Origin of the sequence: Bacillus cihuensis (genome assembly GCF_000504145.1) — a bacterium.
GTDB classification, from domain to species: Bacteria; Bacillota; Bacilli; order Bacillales; family DSM-1321; genus Peribacillus; species Peribacillus huizhouensis.
The window spans coordinates 121724-143687 of sequence record NZ_KI632495.1 but is presented as its reverse complement, the minus strand read 5'-3'; the positions used below and the strand labels follow the sequence as shown (position 1 = coordinate 143687).

19 protein-coding genes and 1 pseudogene are annotated in these 21964 nt (G+C 36.6%); 3 read left to right on the top strand and 17 right to left on the bottom strand.

Annotation, left to right across the window (positions count from 1 at the left end; genetic code table 11):
* Positions 1–460 precede the first annotated feature (460 nt).
* The 4 genes from parC to V179_RS0106440 all read right to left on the bottom strand — a co-directional run bounded on the left by parC (position 461) and on the right by V179_RS0106440 (position 7137).
* Positions 461–2905 (bottom strand): DNA topoisomerase IV subunit A, encoded by a 2445-nt coding sequence (gene parC, locus V179_RS0106455; protein ID WP_028390758.1) that lies wholly within the window; start codon positions 2903–2905, stop codon positions 461–463.
* 3 nt (positions 2906–2908) lie between these two features.
* The gene (parE, locus tag V179_RS0106450) at positions 2909–4861 is read right to left on the bottom strand and encodes a DNA topoisomerase IV subunit B (RefSeq protein ID WP_235179075.1); all 1953 of its coding nucleotides are present in this window, start codon (positions 4859–4861) and stop codon (positions 2909–2911) included.
* Between the two features lie 447 nt (positions 4862–5308).
* Positions 5309–5722, bottom strand: a complete 414-nt coding sequence (locus V179_RS0106445; protein ID WP_028390756.1) for a CoA-binding protein — start codon at positions 5720–5722, stop codon at positions 5309–5311.
* Positions 5723–5844: 122 nt separating this feature from the next.
* Positions 5845–7137 (bottom strand): purine/pyrimidine permease, encoded by a 1293-nt coding sequence (locus V179_RS0106440; RefSeq protein ID WP_028390755.1) that lies wholly within the window; start codon positions 7135–7137, stop codon positions 5845–5847.
* 358 nt (positions 7138–7495) lie between these two features.
* Here V179_RS0106440 and plsY point away from each other — a divergent pair, with 358 nt between their 5' ends.
* From plsY to V179_RS0106425, 3 genes are all read left to right on the top strand, one after another.
* Complete coding sequence (gene plsY / locus V179_RS0106435; RefSeq protein ID WP_028390754.1) at positions 7496–8089, top strand: glycerol-3-phosphate 1-O-acyltransferase PlsY; 594 nt, start codon at positions 7496–7498, stop codon at positions 8087–8089.
* A 223-nt stretch (positions 8090–8312) separates the two neighbouring features.
* Entirely contained in the window at positions 8313–8456 is a 144-nt protein-coding gene (locus tag V179_RS29720) for a YycC family protein (protein WP_084552242.1), read from the top strand.
* A 276-nt stretch (positions 8457–8732) separates the two neighbouring features.
* Positions 8733–9023 (top strand): HesB/YadR/YfhF family protein, encoded by a 291-nt coding sequence (locus tag V179_RS0106425; protein ID WP_028390753.1) that lies wholly within the window; start codon positions 8733–8735, stop codon positions 9021–9023.
* Positions 9024–9083: 60 nt separating this feature from the next.
* Here the strand turns inward: V179_RS0106425 and V179_RS0106420 are convergent, their stop codons facing one another.
* The 13 genes and pseudogenes from V179_RS0106420 to V179_RS27210 form a co-directional block, all read right to left on the bottom strand.
* Complete coding sequence (locus V179_RS0106420) at positions 9084–9380, bottom strand: hypothetical protein (RefSeq protein ID WP_028390752.1); 297 nt, start codon at positions 9378–9380, stop codon at positions 9084–9086.
* A 388-nt stretch (positions 9381–9768) separates the two neighbouring features.
* Positions 9769–10200 carry an acyl-CoA thioesterase gene (locus tag V179_RS0106415; RefSeq protein ID WP_028390751.1) on the bottom strand — a complete coding sequence of 144 codons (432 nt, stop codon included), beginning with the start codon at positions 10198–10200 and terminating at the stop codon, positions 9769–9771.
* Positions 10200–12548 (bottom strand): AAA family ATPase, encoded by a 2349-nt coding sequence (locus tag V179_RS0106410; RefSeq protein WP_028390750.1) that lies wholly within the window; start codon positions 12546–12548, stop codon positions 10200–10202. Before V179_RS0106410 ends, V179_RS0106415 begins: the two co-directional genes overlap by 1 nt.
* Before the next feature lie 148 nt (positions 12549–12696).
* Positions 12697–12927 carry a small acid-soluble spore protein Tlp gene (gene tlp, locus V179_RS0106405; protein WP_034300840.1) on the bottom strand — a complete coding sequence of 77 codons (231 nt, stop codon included), beginning with the start codon at positions 12925–12927 and terminating at the stop codon, positions 12697–12699.
* Positions 12928–12995: 68 nt separating this feature from the next.
* Positions 12996–13139 (bottom strand): acid-soluble spore protein N, encoded by a 144-nt coding sequence (locus V179_RS0106400; RefSeq protein WP_028390748.1) that lies wholly within the window; start codon positions 13137–13139, stop codon positions 12996–12998.
* Positions 13140–13209: 70 nt separating this feature from the next.
* Entirely contained in the window at positions 13210–13347 is a 138-nt protein-coding gene (locus V179_RS29715; protein WP_152534705.1) for an FbpB family small basic protein, read from the bottom strand.
* Positions 13348–13547: 200 nt separating this feature from the next.
* A complete protein-coding gene (locus V179_RS0106390; RefSeq protein ID WP_028390747.1) occupies positions 13548–14081 on the bottom strand; it encodes a TlpA disulfide reductase family protein in 534 nt (177 codons plus the stop codon).
* Positions 14082–14328: 247 nt separating this feature from the next.
* The gene (acnA, locus tag V179_RS0106385; protein WP_028390746.1) at positions 14329–17040 is read right to left on the bottom strand and encodes an aconitate hydratase AcnA; all 2712 of its coding nucleotides are present in this window, start codon (positions 17038–17040) and stop codon (positions 14329–14331) included.
* Positions 17041–18861: 1821 nt separating this feature from the next.
* Positions 18862–19314, bottom strand: a complete 453-nt coding sequence (locus V179_RS0106360) for a hypothetical protein (RefSeq protein ID WP_028390744.1) — start codon at positions 19312–19314, stop codon at positions 18862–18864.
* 649 nt (positions 19315–19963) lie between these two features.
* On the bottom strand, positions 19964–20311 hold the full coding sequence (locus tag V179_RS0106350) for a VOC family protein (RefSeq protein ID WP_028390742.1): 348 nt from the start codon (positions 20309–20311) through the stop codon (positions 19964–19966).
* A gap of 261 nt (positions 20312–20572) precedes the next feature.
* Positions 20573–20695 carry a hypothetical protein gene (locus V179_RS31970; RefSeq protein WP_268745176.1) on the bottom strand — a complete coding sequence of 41 codons (123 nt, stop codon included), beginning with the start codon at positions 20693–20695 and terminating at the stop codon, positions 20573–20575.
* Between the two features lie 253 nt (positions 20696–20948).
* On the bottom strand, positions 20949–21347 hold the full coding sequence (locus V179_RS0106340) for a YbaN family protein (protein WP_028390741.1): 399 nt from the start codon (positions 21345–21347) through the stop codon (positions 20949–20951).
* Positions 21348–21483: 136 nt separating this feature from the next.
* A pseudogene (locus V179_RS27210) lies at positions 21484–21874 on the bottom strand (DUF5412 family protein).
* Positions 21875–21964 lie beyond the last annotated feature (90 nt).

Genomic DNA, 21964 nt, shown 5'->3' with positions numbered 1-21964 from the left:
TTTTCAGCCCTCAGACAAGCTAGGTGCAACAGCTAAATTGAGCTGTTAAATCTTTCTCTTTTTTGCTTAATTTTTTCTCAACAATGTAAATGAGAACTAGTATCTCTATAGTTAAGATACATTCCCACTCATATATAGGACATGGGAACGAAGCTTCGCGACTAACCGATATAGTTAATCTACTCTTCAGATATACACATCTAATTAAGAAAGTACTTCAAAATTCGGCTCCGCATTGCCACGATTGTGATTTGGTGAGTGTAGCGTGCTCAATGATAGATCTCTATTAATAAATGGTGGCGTTTTAACGCCATATTTGTTTTGTAAGTTTATTATTACCAGACAATGAAAAAGTATGAAAAAAAATCCTGTACAAGGAATTTACACTTGTACAGGATTTTTATATAACTATTAAAAATAAGTATACGATTTAGCGGATCCATTTTTTAAGTTACAATTATCAGGAATCTGGATTCGTTTTATCTCTTTCTGCACTAACCTTCCAAATTTCTTTCGCTTTTCCTGTCTCCGATTCATCTACTATAAATGAGCCGTTTGTATAGCGATCTGTATAACGTAATCCGTTAACAAGAACAGATTCAATAATACCTTTTTCTGTTTCAATATAAATCTCATCACTCGGTACGACTGTTTCAAGACCGATTACTCGATGCGGATTTGATTTAAGTTCTTTTAACATAATGAGACCACGTTTCGCTCGCGTAGATTTATCAAATTCAGTAAGTTTCATTTTCTTAACTGCTCCGCGCTGTGTCACAATTAAGATGGCATCAGATGTTCCTTTGTCGAAAATTTTACCCCCCGCCACAAAATCTTCATCCTTTAAGTTTATACCTTTAACTCCAGCTGCTCTGACTCCAATCGGGCTGATTTCTTCCTCATCGAACCAAAGTGAAAAGCCCATGTTCGTTGCTAAGAAAACATCACTGTTCCCGTCTGTTAAATAGACATCCACTAAAGTATCGTCACCTTTTACATTGATGGCAACTAAAGGCTTAGAATGGCGTTGTGCTTTATAAGAACTTAACTCGGTCTTCTTCACCATACCGTTTTTTGTAATAAATAACAAATAATGTGGGTGTTCAAAACTTTTAACCGGAATTGCTTTTACAATTTGTTCATCTCTGTCAATTGGAATGATGTTAGCTATATGCTGACCCGTTTCTTTCCAGCGAATATCCGGAAGCTGATGAACTGGGCAGTATAGATAATTTCCTTTATTCGTAAATAATAGAAGAACGTCCGTAGTATTGACCTCGAATTTTTGCATAAGACGATCTGAGTCCTTCATCCCAAAATCTAGACCACCGGATGCAGTATATGATCTGAGTGATGTCCGTTTAACATATCCTTCATTCGTAACGGTTACTATCACATCCTCGCTTGCAACCAAAACCTCAAGGTTAATCTTAATTTCTTCAATTTCACCTTCAATAACTGAACGGCGTGGATCATTATATTCTTTTTTTATAAATTTTAATTCTTTCTTCATAACCTGAAATAGAGCTTTTTCGCTTTCAAGAATTTTTGTTAGCTCTTCAATTTTCTTTTTCAGCTCTTTTTCCTCTTCTTGGAGTGCGGTAATATCAGTATTCGTTAAACGATATAATTGCAACGAAACAATTGCTTCAGCCTGAGGCTCCGTAAAGCCGAACATCTTCATTAAATTATTTTTAGCGTCTTTTTTATCTTTCGAGGCACGGATTGCTGCAATTACTTCATCAAGAATGGACAACGCCTTCATTAACCCTTGAACAATATGCGCTCGATCATGTGCCTTTTGTAGCTCATAACGTGACCGGTTTTCGATAACTTCTTTACGATGATAAATATAAGCATCCAAAAGCTTTGGCAAAGTCATCAAAGTTGGCCGTTTTTTATCGATGGCAACCATATTAAAATTATAAGCCACTTGTAAATCTGAATTTTTGTATAAATAATTCAAGACCCCATTGGCATCCGCTTCTTTTTTTAATTCAATTACAATTCTAAGTCCTGTCCGGTCCGTTTCATCACGAACTTCTGAAATGCCTTCTACTTTTCGATCGAGGCGGAATTCATCCATTTTTCTAACAAGGTTTGCCTTATTCACTTCATAAGGAATTTCTGTCACAACAATTTGCTGTTTACCACCGCGAATGTCTTCAATTTCAGCTTTTCCACGAATGATAATTTTCCCTTTACCTGTCTCATACGCCTTCTTAATACCACCGACACCTTGAATAATTCCTCCTGTAGGAAAATCCGGTCCTTTTAGAACTGTCATCAATTCATCAACCGTGACCTCAGGGTTATCAATGCGCATTATGGCAGCATCAATAACTTCTCCAAGTTGGTGTGGCGGCATTTCTGTTGCATAACCTGCTGAAATACCCGTCGATCCATTTACAAGTAAGTTGGGGAACATCGCTGGCAGCACAACTGGTTCAACAGCAGTATCATCAAAATTCGGTACAAAATCAACCGTACGTTTATCAATATCCCGAAGCAATTCAGATGCAATTCTAGAAAGCCTCGCCTCTGTGTAACGCATTGCTGCTGGTGGATCACCATCAAGGCTTCCGTTATTTCCATGCATTTGGATCATGACATTTCTTAATTTCCAATCCTGACTCATCCTTACCATTGCTTCATAGACAGATGAATCACCATGAGGATGGTAATTACCAATAACATTTCCGACAGTTTTCGCCGATTTACGGAAATTCTTTTCATGGGTATTTCCTTCAACGTGCATAGCATAAAGGATACGACGTTGAACAGGTTTTAATCCATCACGTGCGTCAGGTAAGGCACGATCTTGAATAATATATTTACTATAACGACCAAACCGATCGCCAATCACTTCTTCTAAAGGTAAATCAAGTACTTTTTCCTCAGCCATCTCTTAGTTGCCCTCCTCTGAAATCGACATATTTTCGTTATCCAAAATGTTCGATTCTTCTTCGAGACCAAATGCAACATTGGATTCAATCCACTTTCTGCGCGGTTCAACCTTATCCCCCATTAATGTTGTCACACGACGTTCTGCTCGTGCACCATCATCAATCTTGACACGAATTAAAGTTCTTGTATCAGGATTCATTGTCGTTTCCCAAAGTTGATCAGCATTCATTTCTCCAAGCCCTTTGTACCGTTGAATAATATAGCCTTTTCCGATTTTATTAATGGCGCCCTGAAGCTCTTCATCACTCCATGCATATTCCATTACTTCCTTTTTACCTGTACCTTTACTCACTTTGTATAACGGCGGCAGAGCAATATATACTTTTCCAGCTTCAAAAAGTGGCTTCATATAGCGGTAAAAAAACGTAAGCAATAATACTTGGATATGTGCACCATCAGTATCTGCGTCAGTCATAATCACTATTTTATTATAATTCGTATCTTCTACATTAAAATCTGGTCCAACGCCAGCTCCAATCGCATGAATAATCGTATTAATTTCTTCGTTTTTAAATATATCCGAAAGCTTAGCTTTTTCTGTGTTAATGACTTTACCCCTTAAAGGAAGCACAGCTTGGAATCGCCGGTCACGACCTTGTTTAGCAGAACCACCGGCAGAATCACCTTCGACGAGATAGATTTCATTCTTCTCTGGGTTTTTCGATTGGGCAGGTGTTAGTTTTCCAGAAAGAACTGAATCTGATTTCTTACGTTTCTTTCCACTTCTTGCTTCCTCTCTTGCTTTACGGGCCGCTTCTCTTGCTTGAAATGCTTTTATTGATTTCTTAATTAGCATTGTACTCGTATTCGGATCTTCTTCAAAAAAATAGGCAAGATGCTCAGAAACTATGGAATCGACAGCAGAACGGGCTTCACTTGTTCCTAATTTCCCTTTTGTTTGACCTTCGAATTGCAATAGCTCTTCTGGAATCCTTACAGAAATAATCGCAGAAAGACCTTCACGAATATCTGTTCCCTCCAGATTTTTATCTTTTTCTTTTAATAATCCTGTTTTTCTCGCATAATCATTAAAAGCACGTGTCATCGCAGTTTTAGCCCCGACTTCATGCGTTCCACCATCTTTAGTACGAACATTGTTTACAAAACTCAAAATATTTTCTGAGTATCCATCGTTAAATTGAAAGGCAAAATCCATTTCGATTCCATTCTGAACGCCTTCAAAGCTAACTACACTTTGGAGTGTATCTTTTTCCTCGTTCAAATATTCAACAAAAGCTTCAATCCCATTCTCAAAATGAAACTCATCTTTTTGATCATGTCGCTCATCAATCAGCTCAATTTTCATACCTTTTAATAAAAAGGCAGATTCACGTAATCGCTCAGACAAAATATCATAGTTGAATGTTGTCACTGAGAAAATAGTTGGGTCTGGTTTGAAGTGTATCGTTGTCCCAGTTTGATTTGTCTTTCCTATCTTCTCAAGGGTTGTTTCGGGTTTTCCACCATGATGAAACCGTTGTTCATAAATAAAACCGTCTCGTTTAATTTTAACGACTAACCATTCAGAAAGAGCATTAACTACTGATGCACCAACACCATGTAAACCACCGCTCGTTTTATACCCACCTTGTCCAAACTTTCCGCCAGCATGTAAAATCGTCAAAATAACCTCTGGCGTTGGTTTACCCATTTTATGCATCCCAGTTGGCATGCCTCGTCCTTTATCCGTTACACTTATACTATTATCTTTATGTATTTTAACAATAATAACATCTCCATAACCGGCCAATGCCTCGTCAACGGAATTATCGACAATTTCATATACCAAATGATGCAATCCTCGCGCATCAGTGCTTCCGATATACATTCCCGGCCGCTTCCGGACTGCCTCAAGCCCTTCTAATACTTGAATGGCTTCATCATTATATTCTATGTTATTTGTAACTCTTGCCACAGAAATTCCCCTTTCCTTCATTACCACAATTTCCGGGCCATATCAAAAAGATGAAATGACTGAAAATATTAAGAAATGCGCTAGCTTTCAGTTCAACCGTATGCTAGATACCTCTAGCATGTAAGTTATTAGCTAAATACTAAAACTCATTAAAACTTATTCATTTCTCTTTGGAGAAGCGAAAATGAATGGAAATGATAAATAATATTATGAACTAATTATAAATGAATTCACTCAAAAGAACAAACGTTCTAATTTAAAAAGTTAAAAATGCCCGATCAAAGGCATATCTATGTTTATTGTAGCGAAATTTTTCAATATAGCAAATTTGCTTGTTAATTTAACAAAATAACTACTATGTATACAAATACGTAATTATTCAAATACAGTGCAAAAAAAAGGAGCGCTAGTCCGCTCCTTTTTCCATTACTTTGTAAGGGCATGTTCGACTTTAATGCACCGGTCCATTATGACAGTATAACCTTTTTCCTTTAAAAAATCATACGCTTCCTGATTTTCAACGCCAAGCTGAGCCCAGAAAATATCTGAATCAATTTCGGCAAATTCTTTTGCAATTTCAGGTAGAAATTCAGAGCGTCTAAACACATTGACAATATCAATTTTCCCCTCTATATCTTTTAAAGAAGAAACAGCTTTAACCCCTAAAACTTCAGTTACTGCTGGATTTACCGGTATGATATCATACCCGCTTTTCTGCATTGCCTCTGAAACCATGTATGAAGTGCGGTTTGGGTTATCAGATAGACCAACTACAGCGATTCGTTTTGCCTTTTTTAATATGATACCTATTTCTTCTCTAGTAGGATTCTCAATAGCCATTACAATACCTCCCCTTTTGTTGAAAATTCGCTTCATTATGATCCAATTCCTTGTTACTATGAAAAATAGTTTTAATAAGGAGCAATATCCTATCTTTTCCCCATATTAAACTGTTTTAAAACTTAGTATTGTTTTCGTTTATAAATAAATTTTGTCCATTGGTCTGTAATAATTGACAAAATCGAGCCAAAAATTAATCCATTATTTAATAATGATACTACAATCGGAGGTAAACCTGTAAATGCGCTAGCTGGAACAAACATAACGCCTACTCCCCCAAGGAGCGATATCCCAACCACTGTTCTCACTCGGTTAGATTCTTCTTCTTTTTCTATTTCTAAAAATGCCATGCCGATCATGCTTGTAAAGACAACAAACATAACAGAATACCCTACAGGAACTGGAATGGATGCAAGAAAATTCATGACACTTGGCATAAAGCTAGATAGTATTAGCAGGAGGGATCCGATTATAAATGGCAATTTTGCCGCGACTTTTGAAGTAGCTATGAAACCCGAAGCCCCTGATAATGGTACGGGTCCTACTGCACTAAATACCCCTCCCAGCATCTGACTGATGCCGGTAATATATCCAGATGCACGTAAATTTGTTTTCGCTTCTTTTTTAATGATCGACTGAACCGCAAGTTCAACTACTCTTATGCTTGCGATCAAATTCGTGAGTAAAAGCAAGGTTACAAACACCGCCGTTATGATCATTCCACTATCAAATGTCGGTCTACCGTATACAAATATTTGAGGCATATTGAAAATTTGCACAGGTGTGTATGTATTAGGTTTAATTGCCCCAAAAACGGCAAACAAAATCCAGCCTACAGCAAGCGAAATTAGCACTGCATATTGGCGGACTATACTAAGCTTATGCCTCGTAAAATAAAATGTCAAAAGAACAGTTACAAAACTTAAAGCAGCAATTTTCAAATCCACTTTTTCGCTTACATACCCTACACCTAGCATACCGTTTAAAAAGGATTTACTCAATTGGATGACAAGTAATAATAAATAAATTCCAATTACAGCTGGTGTAAACATCTTGCTAATTTTATCAATAAGACCAGCCATACTTAATAAAATGAAAAGAAGGCCACTTGCAATTAACGCTCCTTGAAGAGCTTGCAATGTTTCTCCTGCCGAAGAAAAAAGTGTTGTGCTAAATCCCGCATAAATTGTAAAGACACCCCACCAAAGTCCAGCTGGTGCTTCATTTATCGGTAATTTATGCCCGAAAAATATTTGTAAAAGTCCAGCAAGCGCAAAAATAAATACTGTTCTTTGTACAAAATTAGCAGCATCCTCTCCTGTTAATCCGAATAAATCTGCAATTGCAATCGGAGCAACGATTGATGAAGCAAGCATAAAAGCCACCCACTGGATGGCTGCAAAGACAGTTTTCATAAATTCTCAAGTCCTTTCATTTCCTATAAAAAAACAGAATCGTCTTAATCCTCTTTTTCAGAAATTTATTTGCTGTTCTAAAAGCCATAAAAAATACTATCATTTTTTCTCAAAAATTTCTAGCACACGTCTAATACAATCATTTCCCACTATTTTATGGCAAATGAAAATAATTGAGAAAAGAGTTAATAGTTCTATAGTCAAACGAATATTATCAATTTAGCTATTAAAAGACACGAAAAATCTATCATACAGCTTCTATAGTAAATATTTTTTTCTACACCCATAGTATTTTTAAGAAGAAATGATAAAATACATAACAGGAACCTTCTAAATTTTGATGAGAAAGGGCTATAATATGTTTACTATTATACTAATTTTAATTCTTGCCTATCTTATAGGCTCTATTCCTTCTGGTTTAATTATTGGCAAAACATTTTATAATACTGACATTCGGGAACATGGCAGTAAAAACCTTGGTGGAACAAATACATTCCGAACGCTTGGTATTAAAGCCGGTCTGATTGTAACGAGTATGGATGTTTTAAAAGGAACACTCGCAACACTGTTGCCGCTTATGTTCGGGGCAGATAATCTTCATCCACTGATTCCTGGAGTCGTCGCAGTTATTGGACATATGTACCCAATTTTTGCTCGCTTTAAAGGTGGAAAAGCAGTTGCTACTTCTGGTGGTATTTTACTTGGTTTTTCCCCTATATTATTCGGTATTATTTTGATTGTATTTTTTCTAACATTATACTTAACAAAATACGTATCATTATCATCGATGATTACTTCGTTCATCTCAATTATATACGTATTGGCTTTTCAAAGAGAGCAATGGATTTTATTAATTGTTGTCTCTGTACTCTTCATATTTATATGCTATCGTCACCGGGCAAATATTAAACGTATTATTAATAAAACAGAACCAAAAATTAAGTGGCTTTAGCATTCCTCACTTTATCTAGTTTTTTCTCCTGAGACTGTCTCAAACGAAAGTGTCAGACCCCAAACTACAATATATAGTTCAATTGATGTATATATAACTCGATAGACTGTGTATAAAGTGTGAGGTCAGACTCTTTTGAGTCAGACTCTGCCAGTAAATTTTATACATCTCTTTATAATTACTTTTATTGTTGAATACAGATATCATTGAAGGAGTGATTAGCTTGAAGCCATTACAAATTTCACCTGAAACAGCAATTAAACTCTCGGAAAAACTAAAGCTTCCAATCGAACAAATTTTACATATGCCTTCTCATATATTAGTCGCAAAACTGGCAGAGCTAGAGCAAAAGCCTCGCGAAAAATAAAGGAAGACTAACATCAGTGGTAATTCATCTCTCAATAAGGTTAGCAGCTTTACTGTAGATATATCAAAAACACATCATAATAAGCAATATATGTTCAACACACTTCATTCGTATCATTCGCATCTTTCTCCAATATGCTTTATACTACATCTATCCCGCTTTAACGAAGTGGAACGGAGATATTAGTGACACTAGAACGGGACTAACAATCAGTGAGGATGAAAAGCCCCCCACTGATTAAAGTTTCACTTTATTGCATATTGGAAGGAGATTACGATGAATATTATTATCTCTGATAAGGCCATCACGTGGTATAAAGAAGAATTAAATTTAAAAAGTGGCGATAGTGTTCGTTTTTTCGCAAGATATGGAGGCCATAGCCCGATCCAAAGTGGTTTTTCGTTAGGTGTAAACAGCGATCAACCAATTGATATAGGTGTATCTGTACAGAAAGATGACATTACTTTTTTCGTTGAAGAAAGTGACTTATGGTATTTTGATGGTCATAATTTGAGAGTAAATTATAATGAAAAATATAATGAGCCTGAATTTCATTACGAAAAATAATGATTGAATTAGAAGAGGATGTCTCAATGCATTGAGACATCCTCTCTTGTCTGCAGACGCTTACATACGAATAAGCTTATTTACAATGCCTTCTGTCTTCAGGATTTCACGTTGTTTTTCACCGAGAAGATCGTAATGTGAGTACCCATCCTTCCGATTGTGTATCCATTCTTGCTTAAGCCCATGACGTGCTCCCCACTCTGCTAACTGCCTCATATTCTTACAACCTACTTTTGTCACAGTATCGCAACCTGGAAATCGATCATCTAGCCAATAGTGGGTAATAAATGCTATTTCTCCATTATCTATTTTCCGTTTCCATTCAGTAATATCTTTACGTTTTATGCCGAATGCCAAGACACACACCTCCATTTTTTGCTTGTGTCATTACTACGCACGCAACTGCTTGTTATTTGTAAAGTCTTTTATCCCGCTTTTACGGGCAGTAAGACCCCCACCTCAAGGCTTAGAGGAATCTAAGAAGCATAGGTGGTGGACACTGCCCGTTAAAGCCCGATTGGTGAGGTCCAGTGAAACTTACCGATACACGAGCAGAAGTTAAGTTTGCGCCCACAGAATGTGGGTCACACAGACGAAGACATGAGGACGCGGCGTACTTAGTCTATGATTCATTGATTCGGGTTCGTACTGTCCGATTGATCGAAGCAAAAGCGAAGATCTTAGCGACAGTGGAACGGGATTAACAACCAGTGGGGATGATGCCTCCACTGGTTGAAGTTTCACTTTATTGTTCAATATCCTTTTTCTTGTTCGCTTCATAAACCACATGCCAATCCGGTAAAAGTCGCTTAATTGAAATTGGCCTGAAGCTTTCCTTTTTCACACATACATGAGCAGAACTAGCAGAGACAGCTAACTCTGCATTTTCGGTCAGAATTTCATACCCATACACAACACGAAGTCCATCATATGACTCAATCCATGTTTTAACAATGGCAATTTCACCGTAACGAAGTGGTTTTTTATAAGATACCTGGATATCAATGACTGGAGATAAAATCCCATCTGCCTCCATCTCTGCATAATTAAAACCCAAATCTTTTATAAGCTGTGTTCTCCCAATCTCCAGCCAAATCACATAATTAGCATGGTACACAATGCCCATTTGATCCGTTTCTGCATATCGAACTTCAATTTTTTTTTCAGATACTAGCATTACATTTCACTCTTCCCTATTTTTTCTGCTGCTTTTCTTAAGTCTTCTGTCATTAAAATGGTCAAGTTTTGTGAATTATTTTCGATCGACTTATTCATGATCCGCATCGCTTGTTCTTGTATAGCTTCATCAACTAAACTTGTTGCAAAACGACCATTCCCTTTAACTAGATGATTGGTTAAATATTCATTCAACCAACTAATTGCTTGATCTTCCAATTTGTATTGGTATTGAACCGCATAATTTTCGATAATTTGTAAAAGCTCTTCAGCTGTATAATCAGGAAAATGGATGAATTTTCGAAATCGAGAACGTAGCCCCGGATTGCTCTCAAGAAGACGGTTCATTTCCTTACTATATCCAGCAAGAACGACAACTAGATTTTCATTATGCTTTGTCATTTCCTCAACAAGTGTATCAATGACCTCTTTACCAAAATCATTTTCCGACTTACTGAATAAAGAATATGCTTCATCAATAAATAAAACTCCGCCTAGTGCTTCACGAATTTTTTTCTTCGTCTTAATAGCTGTTTGTCCGACATATTCACCTACAAAATCGGAGCGACCAGCTACAATCATATGGCCTCTTTTAAGCAGACCTGTCTCTTTCAATAATTCTGAGTAGATTTTGGCAACCGTTGTCTTACCTGTTCCAGGATTCCCCGTGAACACTGTATGTGATTGAATTGGTACAGCTTGAAGACCATAATTGCGTCTGAGTTGCTGCATCTCAACAAATGCAATAATCGCTTGTACTTCTTTCTTAATTTCGTCTAAGCCTACTAATAAACCTAGCTTTTCTCCAGGAGAGATAGTAGGTTTTAGTTCATTTCTCCGGAAGTCTACTCCTGTGAGTGACGTATAATGGAGAATAGGATTTTCATCTAAGTCTGTACGAGCTCCTCTTTTAAAAATTGCGTCATTGACAATTGATCGTACAGTTCTAGCATTCCCAAAGGTTTCATCTACTTTTTCGGCCTCAATACGCATCTCAAGTTCCATCTTTGCATCCTTAGTCATTAGATAATCATTGTCTCGTGCCATCCCTTCCGCAAGTTGAAGCAATTCTTCAGTTGTGTAGTCTGGAAGCTGGAAATGATTGGACTGAGGGAATCTACTTCTTAAACCTGGATTAGCCTGTAAAAATTGACGCGTTTCATCAGGATATCCAGCTAAGATTACGGCAAATTTACCTGCGTATTTTTGATTACTCATCAGTGACACAAGTGTATCAATTACTGTTTGTCCGTAATCATTCCCTGATTGACCTTCTCGCTTTAAACTGTATGCCTCATCAATAAATAACACACCGCCGAGAGATTTTTCCACAGCATTTTGCACTCTTTCTTCTGTTTGACCGATAAATGAGCCTACTAGTTGTGAGCGATCCACTTCTATCACTTCTTCTCGTGGAAGAACACCTAATTCATAATAAATTTTAGCAAGGAGGCGAGCAATGGTCGTTTTGCCTGTTCCCGGATTCCCGGTTAGCACCATATTTAGACTTAACTCATCTCTAATTTGCAGACCAAGTTCTTTTCTTTTATTTTGATATTGCAAGAAACGATAATATTCATTCATTCTATTTTTCACTTCAGCTAATCCAATCATTGATTGCAGTTCGGCAAGTGCATCTTTAGGTTGAGGTAAGACGTCCATGCTCGTTTGAAATAAAGCATTCCACTGTTTTTTCACTTTCATTACACGATCCAAATGTTCCTTCATATCGTTGAAGTGTGTCGCTGTATGGAATACACCTGAGATGGACTCCTCATATTCCTTTGCAGCCTGAAGGAGCTCTGTAAGCTCTTCTGATGCTTCTGAAAGCAAAGTAATAGCTGTTTTGTAGTTTTTGATGGTTCCATCCTCAACATGATTATTTGCCTGTTTAAGTGATTCTTCAAGTTTGCTACGCTGTTCCATTATACTTTCCATGTATTTCCCACATAAATAAATATATTCTTCAGCTACTTTTTTCTTTGCTGTTCGATTATCTGTTTCACGTATTAGCGGAAATTCAATAACAGAGAACACTTCACTATATTTCTTCCAACCAGAGCTTACAAGGAGCTCATTCGCCCGCTTATTGTTCGCATCAGAACGGACTGCTTCTCTGAGCCATGTTTCATATAGTGAGTCCTCACCATGAAGAAACTTCTGGCTTTTAGCAAGCATACTAAATAACTCAGATTGATAAGAAGCTAATGATTGAATGTTTTCAATCTCAGCTAAAAGTGCCATGATTTTATGTAAGTCATTTATATACCCTTTTTCATTAATCTCTTCCGTTAATTCTTTTATTTTTACATCATAATCATGATGTTGATGTTTATTCCTTGTATTCATTCTTATCCCATCTTCCAATAACAAATTCTTTTCCATCTTATCATACTAAGTCGATTTTTTTCTCGTTTGGAAGAACCGCCCTCTTTTTTCCATAAAAAAAGAAGAAAGAATTTCTTCTTTCTCCTTTTTATTTACTACTCGAAGTTATTTATTCATATCCATTCTCTCTGGCTTGTTTTTCATCTTGAATTTCATTTTTAAAAGACTCTATACTTTCTTGTCTTCGCTGATTTTTTTCTTTTATCGCATTTCTTTCATCTCCAGAAGCAAACTCCAATGTTTCTTCAGCTGCTTCTATATTTTCCATTGTGTTCTGAATCATGTCTTCAAGCTTTTCTACGTTATCACTGCGATCATCAGGATTATGCTTATAATTCATCGAAATGGCCTCCTAATAAAAAATAAATTTTATTAGTTTACATAATTATTTTATGTAAACTAATTTTACTATTCACCCTTCGTTTGAATAACTTGTGGGTGCTGGCCGCTTTGATCTTGCATTTGTTTACCTTTATTTCCACCTGCAGAACGAGATTTCATTCCAATTTGATTCGGTGCAAAATGTTTGGAATCTTTTTTTGGATTGCTCATCAATTTTCCCCTCCTCAAGAATAGGATGACCGAAGGATAAGTAAACATTACCGGAATTATTTGTTAAATATTACTCTGCTTTTTGTAAATGTCTCCGCTCAATACGATCTTCAATTTTTGCCAAACGATCCTCATCTTGCAACAACTCTTGTTTATTTTCGTTAATTAACTCTGCAAAAGTCTTTTTCTTTCGTTTCAAACCCTTCACCCACCTACCCAATTGTATTTAACATTACTATTACCAATTAATAAGTGGTTTATAAGTGAACTTTCAAAAAATTCAATTAGCTGTAAAAAGTACCTAAACAAAAGGACCAGATCCCAAACATCTATATATCGTTTAAGACGTGATGATGACACGATAAACGGTGTATAGAGTGTTTAGATCTGACCCTTTCATAGACATTCTTATTTCATATCCGCAATAAATTTTTCCATTGACTGAAGAGAAACTTGACCAATATGTTTCCGGCTTATAAGGCCTTCGCTATCAATAAAATATGTAGTTGGCATAGCCGAAACTTTATACCGCTTATTTACAGCATTTTTTATGTTTTGAGAATCAAGCAAGATTGGGAAAGTAACGCCCATTTCATCGACAAAAGTTTGAACATCATTCTGTGAATCAATGTTAACCGCAAGTATTACCGTATCTTTACCTAATCCGTTTGAAAATACCTCCATATCAGGCATTTCCTCACGACACGGTCCACACCAAGTAGCCCAAAAATTGAGCATGACCTTCTTTCCACGATAATCCGATAACTTTACCGTCTCACCATTTAGTGTTGCCAATTCAAAGTCGGGTGCCTTTTGGCCGCTACTAAGATTGCTAAAGCCACCATTTTCTGCTTCTCGTTCTTCTCTTGTGTCCATAGCCTGAACAATAACAACGATAATAAGCGCAAGTAAAAAAGTTGCTGCCATTATTCTTTTGTACATATGTATTCACCTAATTCTATTGGATAATTTAATTAGTATTTGGTATCGACTATATCTTACCAATATTCATTGAAGTAATAAAGGTTTTTAATGAGCAGATTACGAATAAGTAGATTCCTTATAGATATGACATTAATAAAAAAGAATGCCCCTTTTTAAAGGTGGACCCCGCCATGCAACATTCAGTAAACTGTGTGCTGCAGGCGAAGTCTCCTCTTTCTAGGACATCCTCTTTATTAAGGTGAAATTACCCTTTTAATTTACCACGTAATACCATTTGTAAAATACCGCCATGACGGTAGTAGTCAATTTCAACTTCAGAATCGAATCGAACAAGTACTTCAAATTCTTTTTTGTTTCCAGCTTCATCAGTAGCTGTAACTTTTACGATATCACGCGGCTTTACAGATTCATCAATTTGAACATCAATTGCTTCTTTACCCGTTAAGCCAAGTGTCTCAGCATTTTCACCTGCTTTGAATTGAAGTGGTAGAACACCCATTAACACTAGATTAGAACGGTGAATACGTTCGAAGCTTTCAGCGATTACTGTTTTAATGCCTAGAAGGTTTGTACCTTTTGCTGCCCAGTCACGTGAACTTCCCATTCCGTAGTCTTTGCCGGCTAAAATAGCAAGACCAGTACCATCTGCCTTATACTTCATACAAGCATCATAAATAGCCATAACATCACCAGTTGGCCAGTAAGTAGTATAACCACCTTCTGTACCAGGAGCTACTTGGTTGCGAATACGAATGTTTGCAAATGTTCCACGCATCATAACTTCATGGTTGCCTCGTCGTGAACCATATGAGTTAAAATCACGTGGTTTTACGCCATTTTCACGTAAGTAAATACCGGCCGGTGTATCTTTACCGATAGCACCTGCAGGAGAAATATGGTCCGTTGTAACTGAATCACCGAATTTACCTACAATACGTAAGTCAGAAAGTGCTTCAACTGTACCTGGTTCTGGTGACATTCCTTCAAAGAATGGCGGATTTTGAATATATGTTGAAGTTGTATCAAATGTATACAATGCTTCATTACTTGTTTGAATCTCATTCCAGCGCTTGTTATCGTTAAATACGGTTTCGTATTCTTTTCGGAACAATTCTGGTGTTACAGTTGCTTTAACAACAGCATTTACTTCATCTTGAGATGGCCAAATGTCTTTTAGATAAACATCATTACCGTCTTTATCTTTACCTAATGAATCGTTTTGGAGGTCAAAATCCACTGTTCCAGCTAGAGCATATGCTACAACCAACGTTGGTGATGCTAGGTAGTTTGCTTTAACCAATGGATGGATACGTCCTTCAAAGTTACGGTTACCAGAAAGCACAGACGTTACAAGCAGATCGCCTTCTGCAATGGCTGCTTCGATTTCCGGAGCAAGTGGACCCGAGTTTCCAATACAAGTTGTACATCCGTAACCAACAAGGTTGAAGCCTAATTGATCAAGATAAGGCTGTAGACCAGCATCACGAAGATAGCCAGTAACAACTTTAGACCCAGGTGCTAGTGATGTTTTTACATAGTCAGGAACAGTTAAGCCTTTTTCTACCGCTTTTTTCGCAATTAAGCCGGCGCCAAGCATAACATACGGGTTAGACGTATTCGTACAACTTGTGATCGCAGCAATTGCGATTGCCCCAGTTTTCATTTTGGACTCATGACCATCTGCGAAATTCACAGTTACTTCTTTATCAATCTCAGAAGACCCTAAACCAAAGCCTTGGTTCCCCATAGGAGCATTAAGCGCTTCTTTAAAAGATTGTTGCATTTGAGAAAGTGGAATCAAATCTTGCGGGCGCTTAGGACCTGAAAGATTCGGTTCAATTTCAGATAAATCAAGCTCAATTACATCAGTGTAAATTGGATCTTCTTTGTCAGGTGTAAAGAACAATCCATTTGCTTTAGAATATGTTTCAACTACTTGAATTAAAGTTTCGTCACGACCGGTCAGACGAAGATAATCAATTGCTTCTTCATCAACTGGGAAGAAACCACAAGTAGCACCATATTCTGGAGCCATGTTTGCAATAGTTGCACGGTCTGCTAATGGAAGTTTAGATACTCCAGCCCCAAAGAATTCAACAAATTTACCAACTACTCCATGTTTACGAAGCACTTGTGTCACTTTTAATGCAAGGTCAGTAGCTGTAGTTCCGTTTGGAAGTTCACCTGTAAGTTTTACTCCAACAACCTCAGGTACTGGGAAGTATGAAGGTTGGCCAAGCATGCCTGCTTCTGCTTCAATTCCACCTACGCCCCATCCAAGAACTCCAATACCATTAATCATTGTTGTATGAGAATCTGTACCAAATACAGAGTCTGGATATACTTCTAAGTCCCCATTTGGAGTGTCAACAGATTGAACAACATTGGCTAAATACTCAAGGTTAACTTGGTGAACAATCCCAGTTGCCGGCGGAACTGCACGATAGTTATTGAATGATTTTTGAGCCCAACTAAGGAATTGGTAGCGCTCAGCATTTCTTTCAAACTCAAGATCCATATTCACTGCAAGTGAATCTAAAGTACCTGCTTTATCTACTTGGACGGAGTGGTCAATAACTAAATCAACTGGAATTTCAGGATTGATTTTATCAGGATCTTCCCCAAGAGCAGCCATTGCACCGCGCAAAGATGCAAGATCAACAACAGCCGGTACCCCTGTAAAATCCTGTAGAATAACACGTGCAGGTTTGAATGGTACATCAATGTCTTTTAATTCGCTAGTCCCCCACTTAGCTAAATTATCGACATGTTCTTTTGTAATAACTCTGCCGTCTACTTGGCGTAGTACCGCTTCAAGCAGAACTTTAATGGAATATGGAAGACGAGAAACGTTTCCAACTCCTGCTTTCTCAAGCGCTTCCAAATTATAATAGTTATAGCGCTTTCCATCGATTTCAAAAGAAGAGCGTGATTGATACACATCATTTTTTGTCATCAGAATATTACCCCCTAAAAAACTATACGAAAATCATTTGAACATGAAAAATTATAACATGTTAAGTAAAAATCCCCACATTACCATGTTCTTTTTCAACTATATAAAAAAACCCCTTTTTTGTCGAAAAGTTTGAATCTTCTCCCATCAAAACTTTTCTTACGAACTAATAGTAATATAGAAATGAATATAAGTAAATAACAAGAAAGTTATTGTTTTTGATAAGTTTTACTTATATTAATCTGTTTCGTAATTATTTACTTCCTTATTATGTATAGTATTCCCTATATAAACTTAAACAGTCTATTAGTTTTTTTGTTATAACGTTTCACATTGATTCGGAAGTTATGTGGTCAATTATGTGGTCAAAGTATAGTTAACATGTGGTCAATTTTATTTAAAGTGATTCTCTTTCTAAAAGGCTGTTTTCACATACTTTGTTACTTTTCAATCATTTTTACACTAATACCCGGGTTGATTTCCGTTGCAGGTCCTCGCTTTCCGCGGGCGGTCTCAGAAGCCTCCTCAGTGCTTTGCACTTGCGGGGTCTCCCTCAACACGCTTTTCCCGCAGGAGTCTCGCACCTTCCACTACAATCAACATCTGTTCGAATTGGTTTCTTGCTAAAAACAACATTCTTTACGAAAAGAGCTTTCTAAAAAGACTTAAATCACCCCCAAACAACTTTCAACCCATTCAATAAAAGGGGCATGATTTGGATTAGAATATAACCTAAATCAGCGTTCTGTATACTACTCCATGCTCTATCACTTTTTCTTAACCTGAAGAATAAGCATGCTCCTACAATAATTACAGAACAAACTGTAAAACATAGAGCAAATATAAGATCAATCAAAGGATCCAAAGTATGGGCAATTGTCACTAATGTCTTACACATGTAGCTTTGAAGATTGGAAGGGCTTTGAAAATATAAGTGTAGAAGAATTATGGGGATATCTTGTCGACGAAAAATAGTTTTCAAATTTTTGTCTCACTTTTATTAAGAAGCCTGACAATTTCCCAACTACGTTACTCCATATTCGCTCCCTATAATGGAATAGCTAAAATATGATTTCAATCATAATATTACTTATTTCCTCTTTCACTAGTCGAGTAGAAGGGAACCTCTCTACCTTGCGGTAGATTGTGTTCCTCCCCCCTCACAGAACCGTGCTTGCGCTATTTACGCACACGGCTCCTCCTAGTCACCATTCACAAAATATAGGTAATCTCTTCCGTTCAGATTTTGCTAATTCTGCTATCCTTAATAGTTTTGTTTCCATTTATTATCCCTACCTCTGCGTGTAGTAAATGTGTCCCTAGTAAGGGTGATAACTTGGTAGCAGCCTTTCCTCCATCGGCATTACCCAACTTCATTGGTACTACGCTGCTATCCGACTCCCTACAACGGCATTTGGCTTCCTTGCTTATTATCGCTTGTACACCATACTCTTCTATAAGAAGAAAAGACCGGTAGGGTCTCCCGAGTTGCCGTATCATATCAATGTGTGACGTGCCAAGGTCTCTGACTCCAGAGAGGTTTTATCCTTCTTGCCTTTAACGATGGATAAAATATAGCTTTCTGCTGTGCTTAAGGCATCAGCCCTCTCGATTTACTAACATTATGGAGCTCAATCCCTTCAACCATTTGGCTTTCGGCCCGCCACCTAACTGTCTACGCTTAAAGGCTAATGTTACCATTAGCCCTCCAAGACTCGCTACGAGTGAATGGCTAGTTCTTTCTCGACGGGAATCCCCCCCGCTATATGATACGACCTAGGCTCGGCCGCACAAGCACCTGTTAGTTTAATAAGAAACCCTTTACTCTTTATTTATTACACCGTATCTATTTTGTTTCCCCATCCATGAACTAGCGTCCCGCCATTTCAAACTCTTGGCAGAAATCCAGCTATTTGTATGAAGAGAATAGTCTTCAGGTTCCCAATCATAGGCATCAGCCCAATAAAATAAACCTTTATGTAAAATCAGTTTTGCATCATAAATGATTGAATCGTAATTAATTGGACTTGGAACAATGTGAAACTGAGTTACACCTTCAAATAATAACTCAATTGCGGAAGGGTCACGAAACTGCCTTTGGAAAAGGATTCGTACATTAGTATCCAGTTCTGTTGATACCCCCATCGATAAATTCTCATCCACATAACTGTCAGTCCACATATATAATTCCTTTAAACAACTATCATGAAAACCACCAAATTTATCCAAGAGATTTTCAATATCTTTACTATCTTTACCTTCTATCCATTCCATCGGATACCACCAGCTTATTAAGTATTCTTATTTTATTAAATGATAGCATATTTTACCACTTCCTTCTTAAACTAAACTACCCGTTTGTTCAATAAGAAAAAGGCTGCCGTAGCACCCCCTTATCATGCTATAGCTACGCAATAGTTGAAGAAGAAATCATTCGTTGAACCTTAAGATTTTTACATAACTATATAATTAGTTAATAACCCTAAAGTTAATGCCCCAACAATAAAAGCACCTATGTGAATTAAAATCTTGTATCTCAGCTTAGTTTTCAATAAGAAATATAACCGAAAGGTGTAATAAAGTATTATCAAATCAATAGGTGTCTTAATTAATGAAATAATAAATTTATTATTAATGTGGAAGTGTTCATATAAAAACTCCCTAAAAAAATAATTATTTACCATACCAATAATAGAAAAAACGACTTGATAAACAAATAGCTTAAAAAGATTCACACAATTCAAACTCCCCTAAACTCATATCTTACTGAGGAGCACTATTATTTTTTTCAAAGTTGAAAAATAGCGATCTAAAGGAATGCTAAACTGCTTCGTAGTCGAACAAGAAAAAGGAGCCGTAACTACAACTCCTTGTTTCGCTCAAGCACCCGTTTGTTCAACAAAATATGAATAATTACAACCCGTTATTTCTCCCATAGCTCAACCAGTCTACCTTCAGGATCTTTAATCCAAATAAATTTACCAAATTCACTAATCTCTTTTTCCTTTACAATTGGTACACCAATTTGTTCAAGATGCTTAATAGTCTCGTTTAGATTATAAACTTGGAAATTTAACATCACTTGCTGTTCTGTTGGGAAGTAAAGGTCATCTTCAGTAAAGAAAGAAAAGATAGTTTCATTTTCTGAATGGGGTTTAATAATAGTCCCATTCCAATTATCTATTTCAATCTTCAGCACTTCACTGTACCATTTTTTTATAGCATCTAGATTTTTAGTCCTCCAAAATATTCCCCCGAAGCCTTTTATCATCATAATAAACTCGTTCCCTTCTCTTTCTTTAATTTTTCGATTAAATTAGATATTCAAGAAATAAAATCAAATTCCTTCTTCAACCTACCTGCCCGTTAGTACAAAAAGAAAAGGATTGCCGCAGCAACCCCTGTTTAACTCTTGCACCCGTTAATTCCATTTGTATGACCTAAAATAAAAAGACGGGCTTATGACGATTAATTTTAGGATCCCCCAAAAACATCAAGTTTAATTGAGAGGCAGTTGGACTGTCACATATGTTTATTTATTCTTGCTTTCTTGGGCTTTTAATGCTACTTTTTCAAGTCCATCATGCGCAAATTCTACATCTGTTTTAGGTAGAGCATTATTATTCTTAAATTGCTTATTCTTCTTTTTAGACATTTTTTCACCACCCTTGTAGTTTGATTTAGTTATTTCACTAGGATGCCAACAATTATAAATGCACTATATAAAGATATCAGAGTAGTATCTTTTCCGTATTTTTTTGTTATTGGCACCCACTATTTTAGTTTGCTTTATTTTTTGCAGGCTATGCTATTTGAGTTTCTTCTTTAACTAAATTGCCCCGTTACTTCAATAAGAAAAAGGGTTTACTCATTAATCAAGTAAAGCACCCATTCGTCAAAGTAAGTTTTCAAGAAGCTCTTTGTTTCGTCCTGTTTCGGTCAATTGTCTTAATTTTTTTAATGAAATAATAATGTTTGTAGAGGGCGCTCACTACCAACAGGACTTTCACTAAAAGGATATCCACATAAAACACAGAAATTACGATGAAGAAATCGGCAATTAAATTGATTCTAATTTTCTCTTTTAGAGTCATCCCTTTTTTTTGTAGGAATGCTTCAACGTATTTCTTATATAATGAGGTGCTTTTGAACCAGTTTTCAATCGACTTGGAACTTTTTGCAAAGCAAAAAGCAGCAAATAAGTAAAACGGACCGCCCGGCAGAACAGGTAACACAGTCCCTGCAATGCCAATCACAAGGGATATAAATCCAAGAAACAAAAACAGTATACTTTTTAGTTTTTTCATTGTAATCACCTTTTTATTTATATTGTATTCCCTTTTAACGTTCAGAGGTAGTCCAAATGATTAACATCACTGATTAGTATCATACCATTTTCTAATTGAACTCACCTTGCAGTTACTTGAAGATAAAAGGGCATTATCACTGATTTCTAAAATCTAAATTATCATTTGGCACATCTAATATATGTCCGTTTATTACCACTGTATTATTGTATGTCCAAATAATATTTGCAGTATCTTATCGATAATTCCGATAGATATTTTTTGTTTTATTTCCTTTTCGATTAAATACCAACTCACCACGAACAGAATAAGAAGATGTAGCCCCCCATGGTTACATATGCTTTTAACGTGTATTTTCCATCAGTTGATTTTTCTTCTGTAAGATATTCTCCCGTTGGTAACCTTTTCATATCAAAGAATGCCCAATAAACTCCATACCCGACCACTGCAACAAATAACAAACCAACTATTATAAATCCCTTAAACAATTTTTTGTAAAAACTTTTTTTCTCAAATTCAACATTCACTTCACTATTTTCCAAAGACACAATTCCCTTTTTTGAAAATGTCTTCTTCAGATAATTTGCTTCATTAGCTGAAGATAAGTTGTTCTTGAA

Excerpts from the sequence above, each read along its gene's own strand:
- parC (WP_028390758.1), bottom strand. The coding sequence starts at position 2,905 with ATGGCTGAGGAAAAAGTACTTGATTTACCTTTAGAAGAAGTGATTGGC.
- V179_RS0106445 (WP_028390756.1), bottom strand. The coding sequence starts at position 5,722 with ATGGCTATTGAGAATCCTACTAGAGAAGAAATAGGTATCATATTAAAA.
- V179_RS0106440 (WP_028390755.1), bottom strand. The coding sequence starts at position 7,137 with ATGAAAACTGTCTTTGCAGCCATCCAGTGGGTGGCTTTTATGCTTGCT.
- plsY (WP_028390754.1), top strand. The coding sequence starts at position 7,496 with ATGTTTACTATTATACTAATTTTAATTCTTGCCTATCTTATAGGCTCT.
- V179_RS0106425 (WP_028390753.1), top strand. The coding sequence starts at position 8,733 with ATGAATATTATTATCTCTGATAAGGCCATCACGTGGTATAAAGAAGAA.
- V179_RS0106415 (WP_028390751.1), bottom strand. The coding sequence starts at position 10,200 with ATGCTAGTATCTGAAAAAAAAATTGAAGTTCGATATGCAGAAACGGAT.
- V179_RS0106410 (WP_028390750.1), bottom strand. The coding sequence starts at position 12,548 with ATGAATACAAGGAATAAACATCAACATCATGATTATGATGTAAAAATA.
- tlp (WP_034300840.1), bottom strand. The coding sequence starts at position 12,927 with ATGAATTATAAGCATAATCCTGATGATCGCAGTGATAACGTAGAAAAG.
- V179_RS0106400 (WP_028390748.1), bottom strand. The coding sequence starts at position 13,139 with ATGAGCAATCCAAAAAAAGATTCCAAACATTTTGCACCGAATCAAATT.
- V179_RS0106390 (WP_028390747.1), bottom strand. The coding sequence starts at position 14,081 with ATGTACAAAAGAATAATGGCAGCAACTTTTTTACTTGCGCTTATTATC.
- acnA (WP_028390746.1), bottom strand. The coding sequence starts at position 17,040 with ATGACAAAAAATGATGTGTATCAATCACGCTCTTCTTTTGAAATCGAT.
- V179_RS0106360 (WP_028390744.1), bottom strand. The coding sequence starts at position 19,314 with ATGGAATGGATAGAAGGTAAAGATAGTAAAGATATTGAAAATCTCTTG.
- V179_RS0106350 (WP_028390742.1), bottom strand. The coding sequence starts at position 20,311 with ATGATAAAAGGCTTCGGGGGAATATTTTGGAGGACTAAAAATCTAGAT.
- V179_RS31970 (WP_268745176.1), bottom strand. The coding sequence starts at position 20,695 with ATGTCTAAAAAGAAGAATAAGCAATTTAAGAATAATAATGCTCTACCT.
- V179_RS0106340 (WP_028390741.1), bottom strand. The coding sequence starts at position 21,347 with ATGAAAAAACTAAAAAGTATACTGTTTTTGTTTCTTGGATTTATATCC.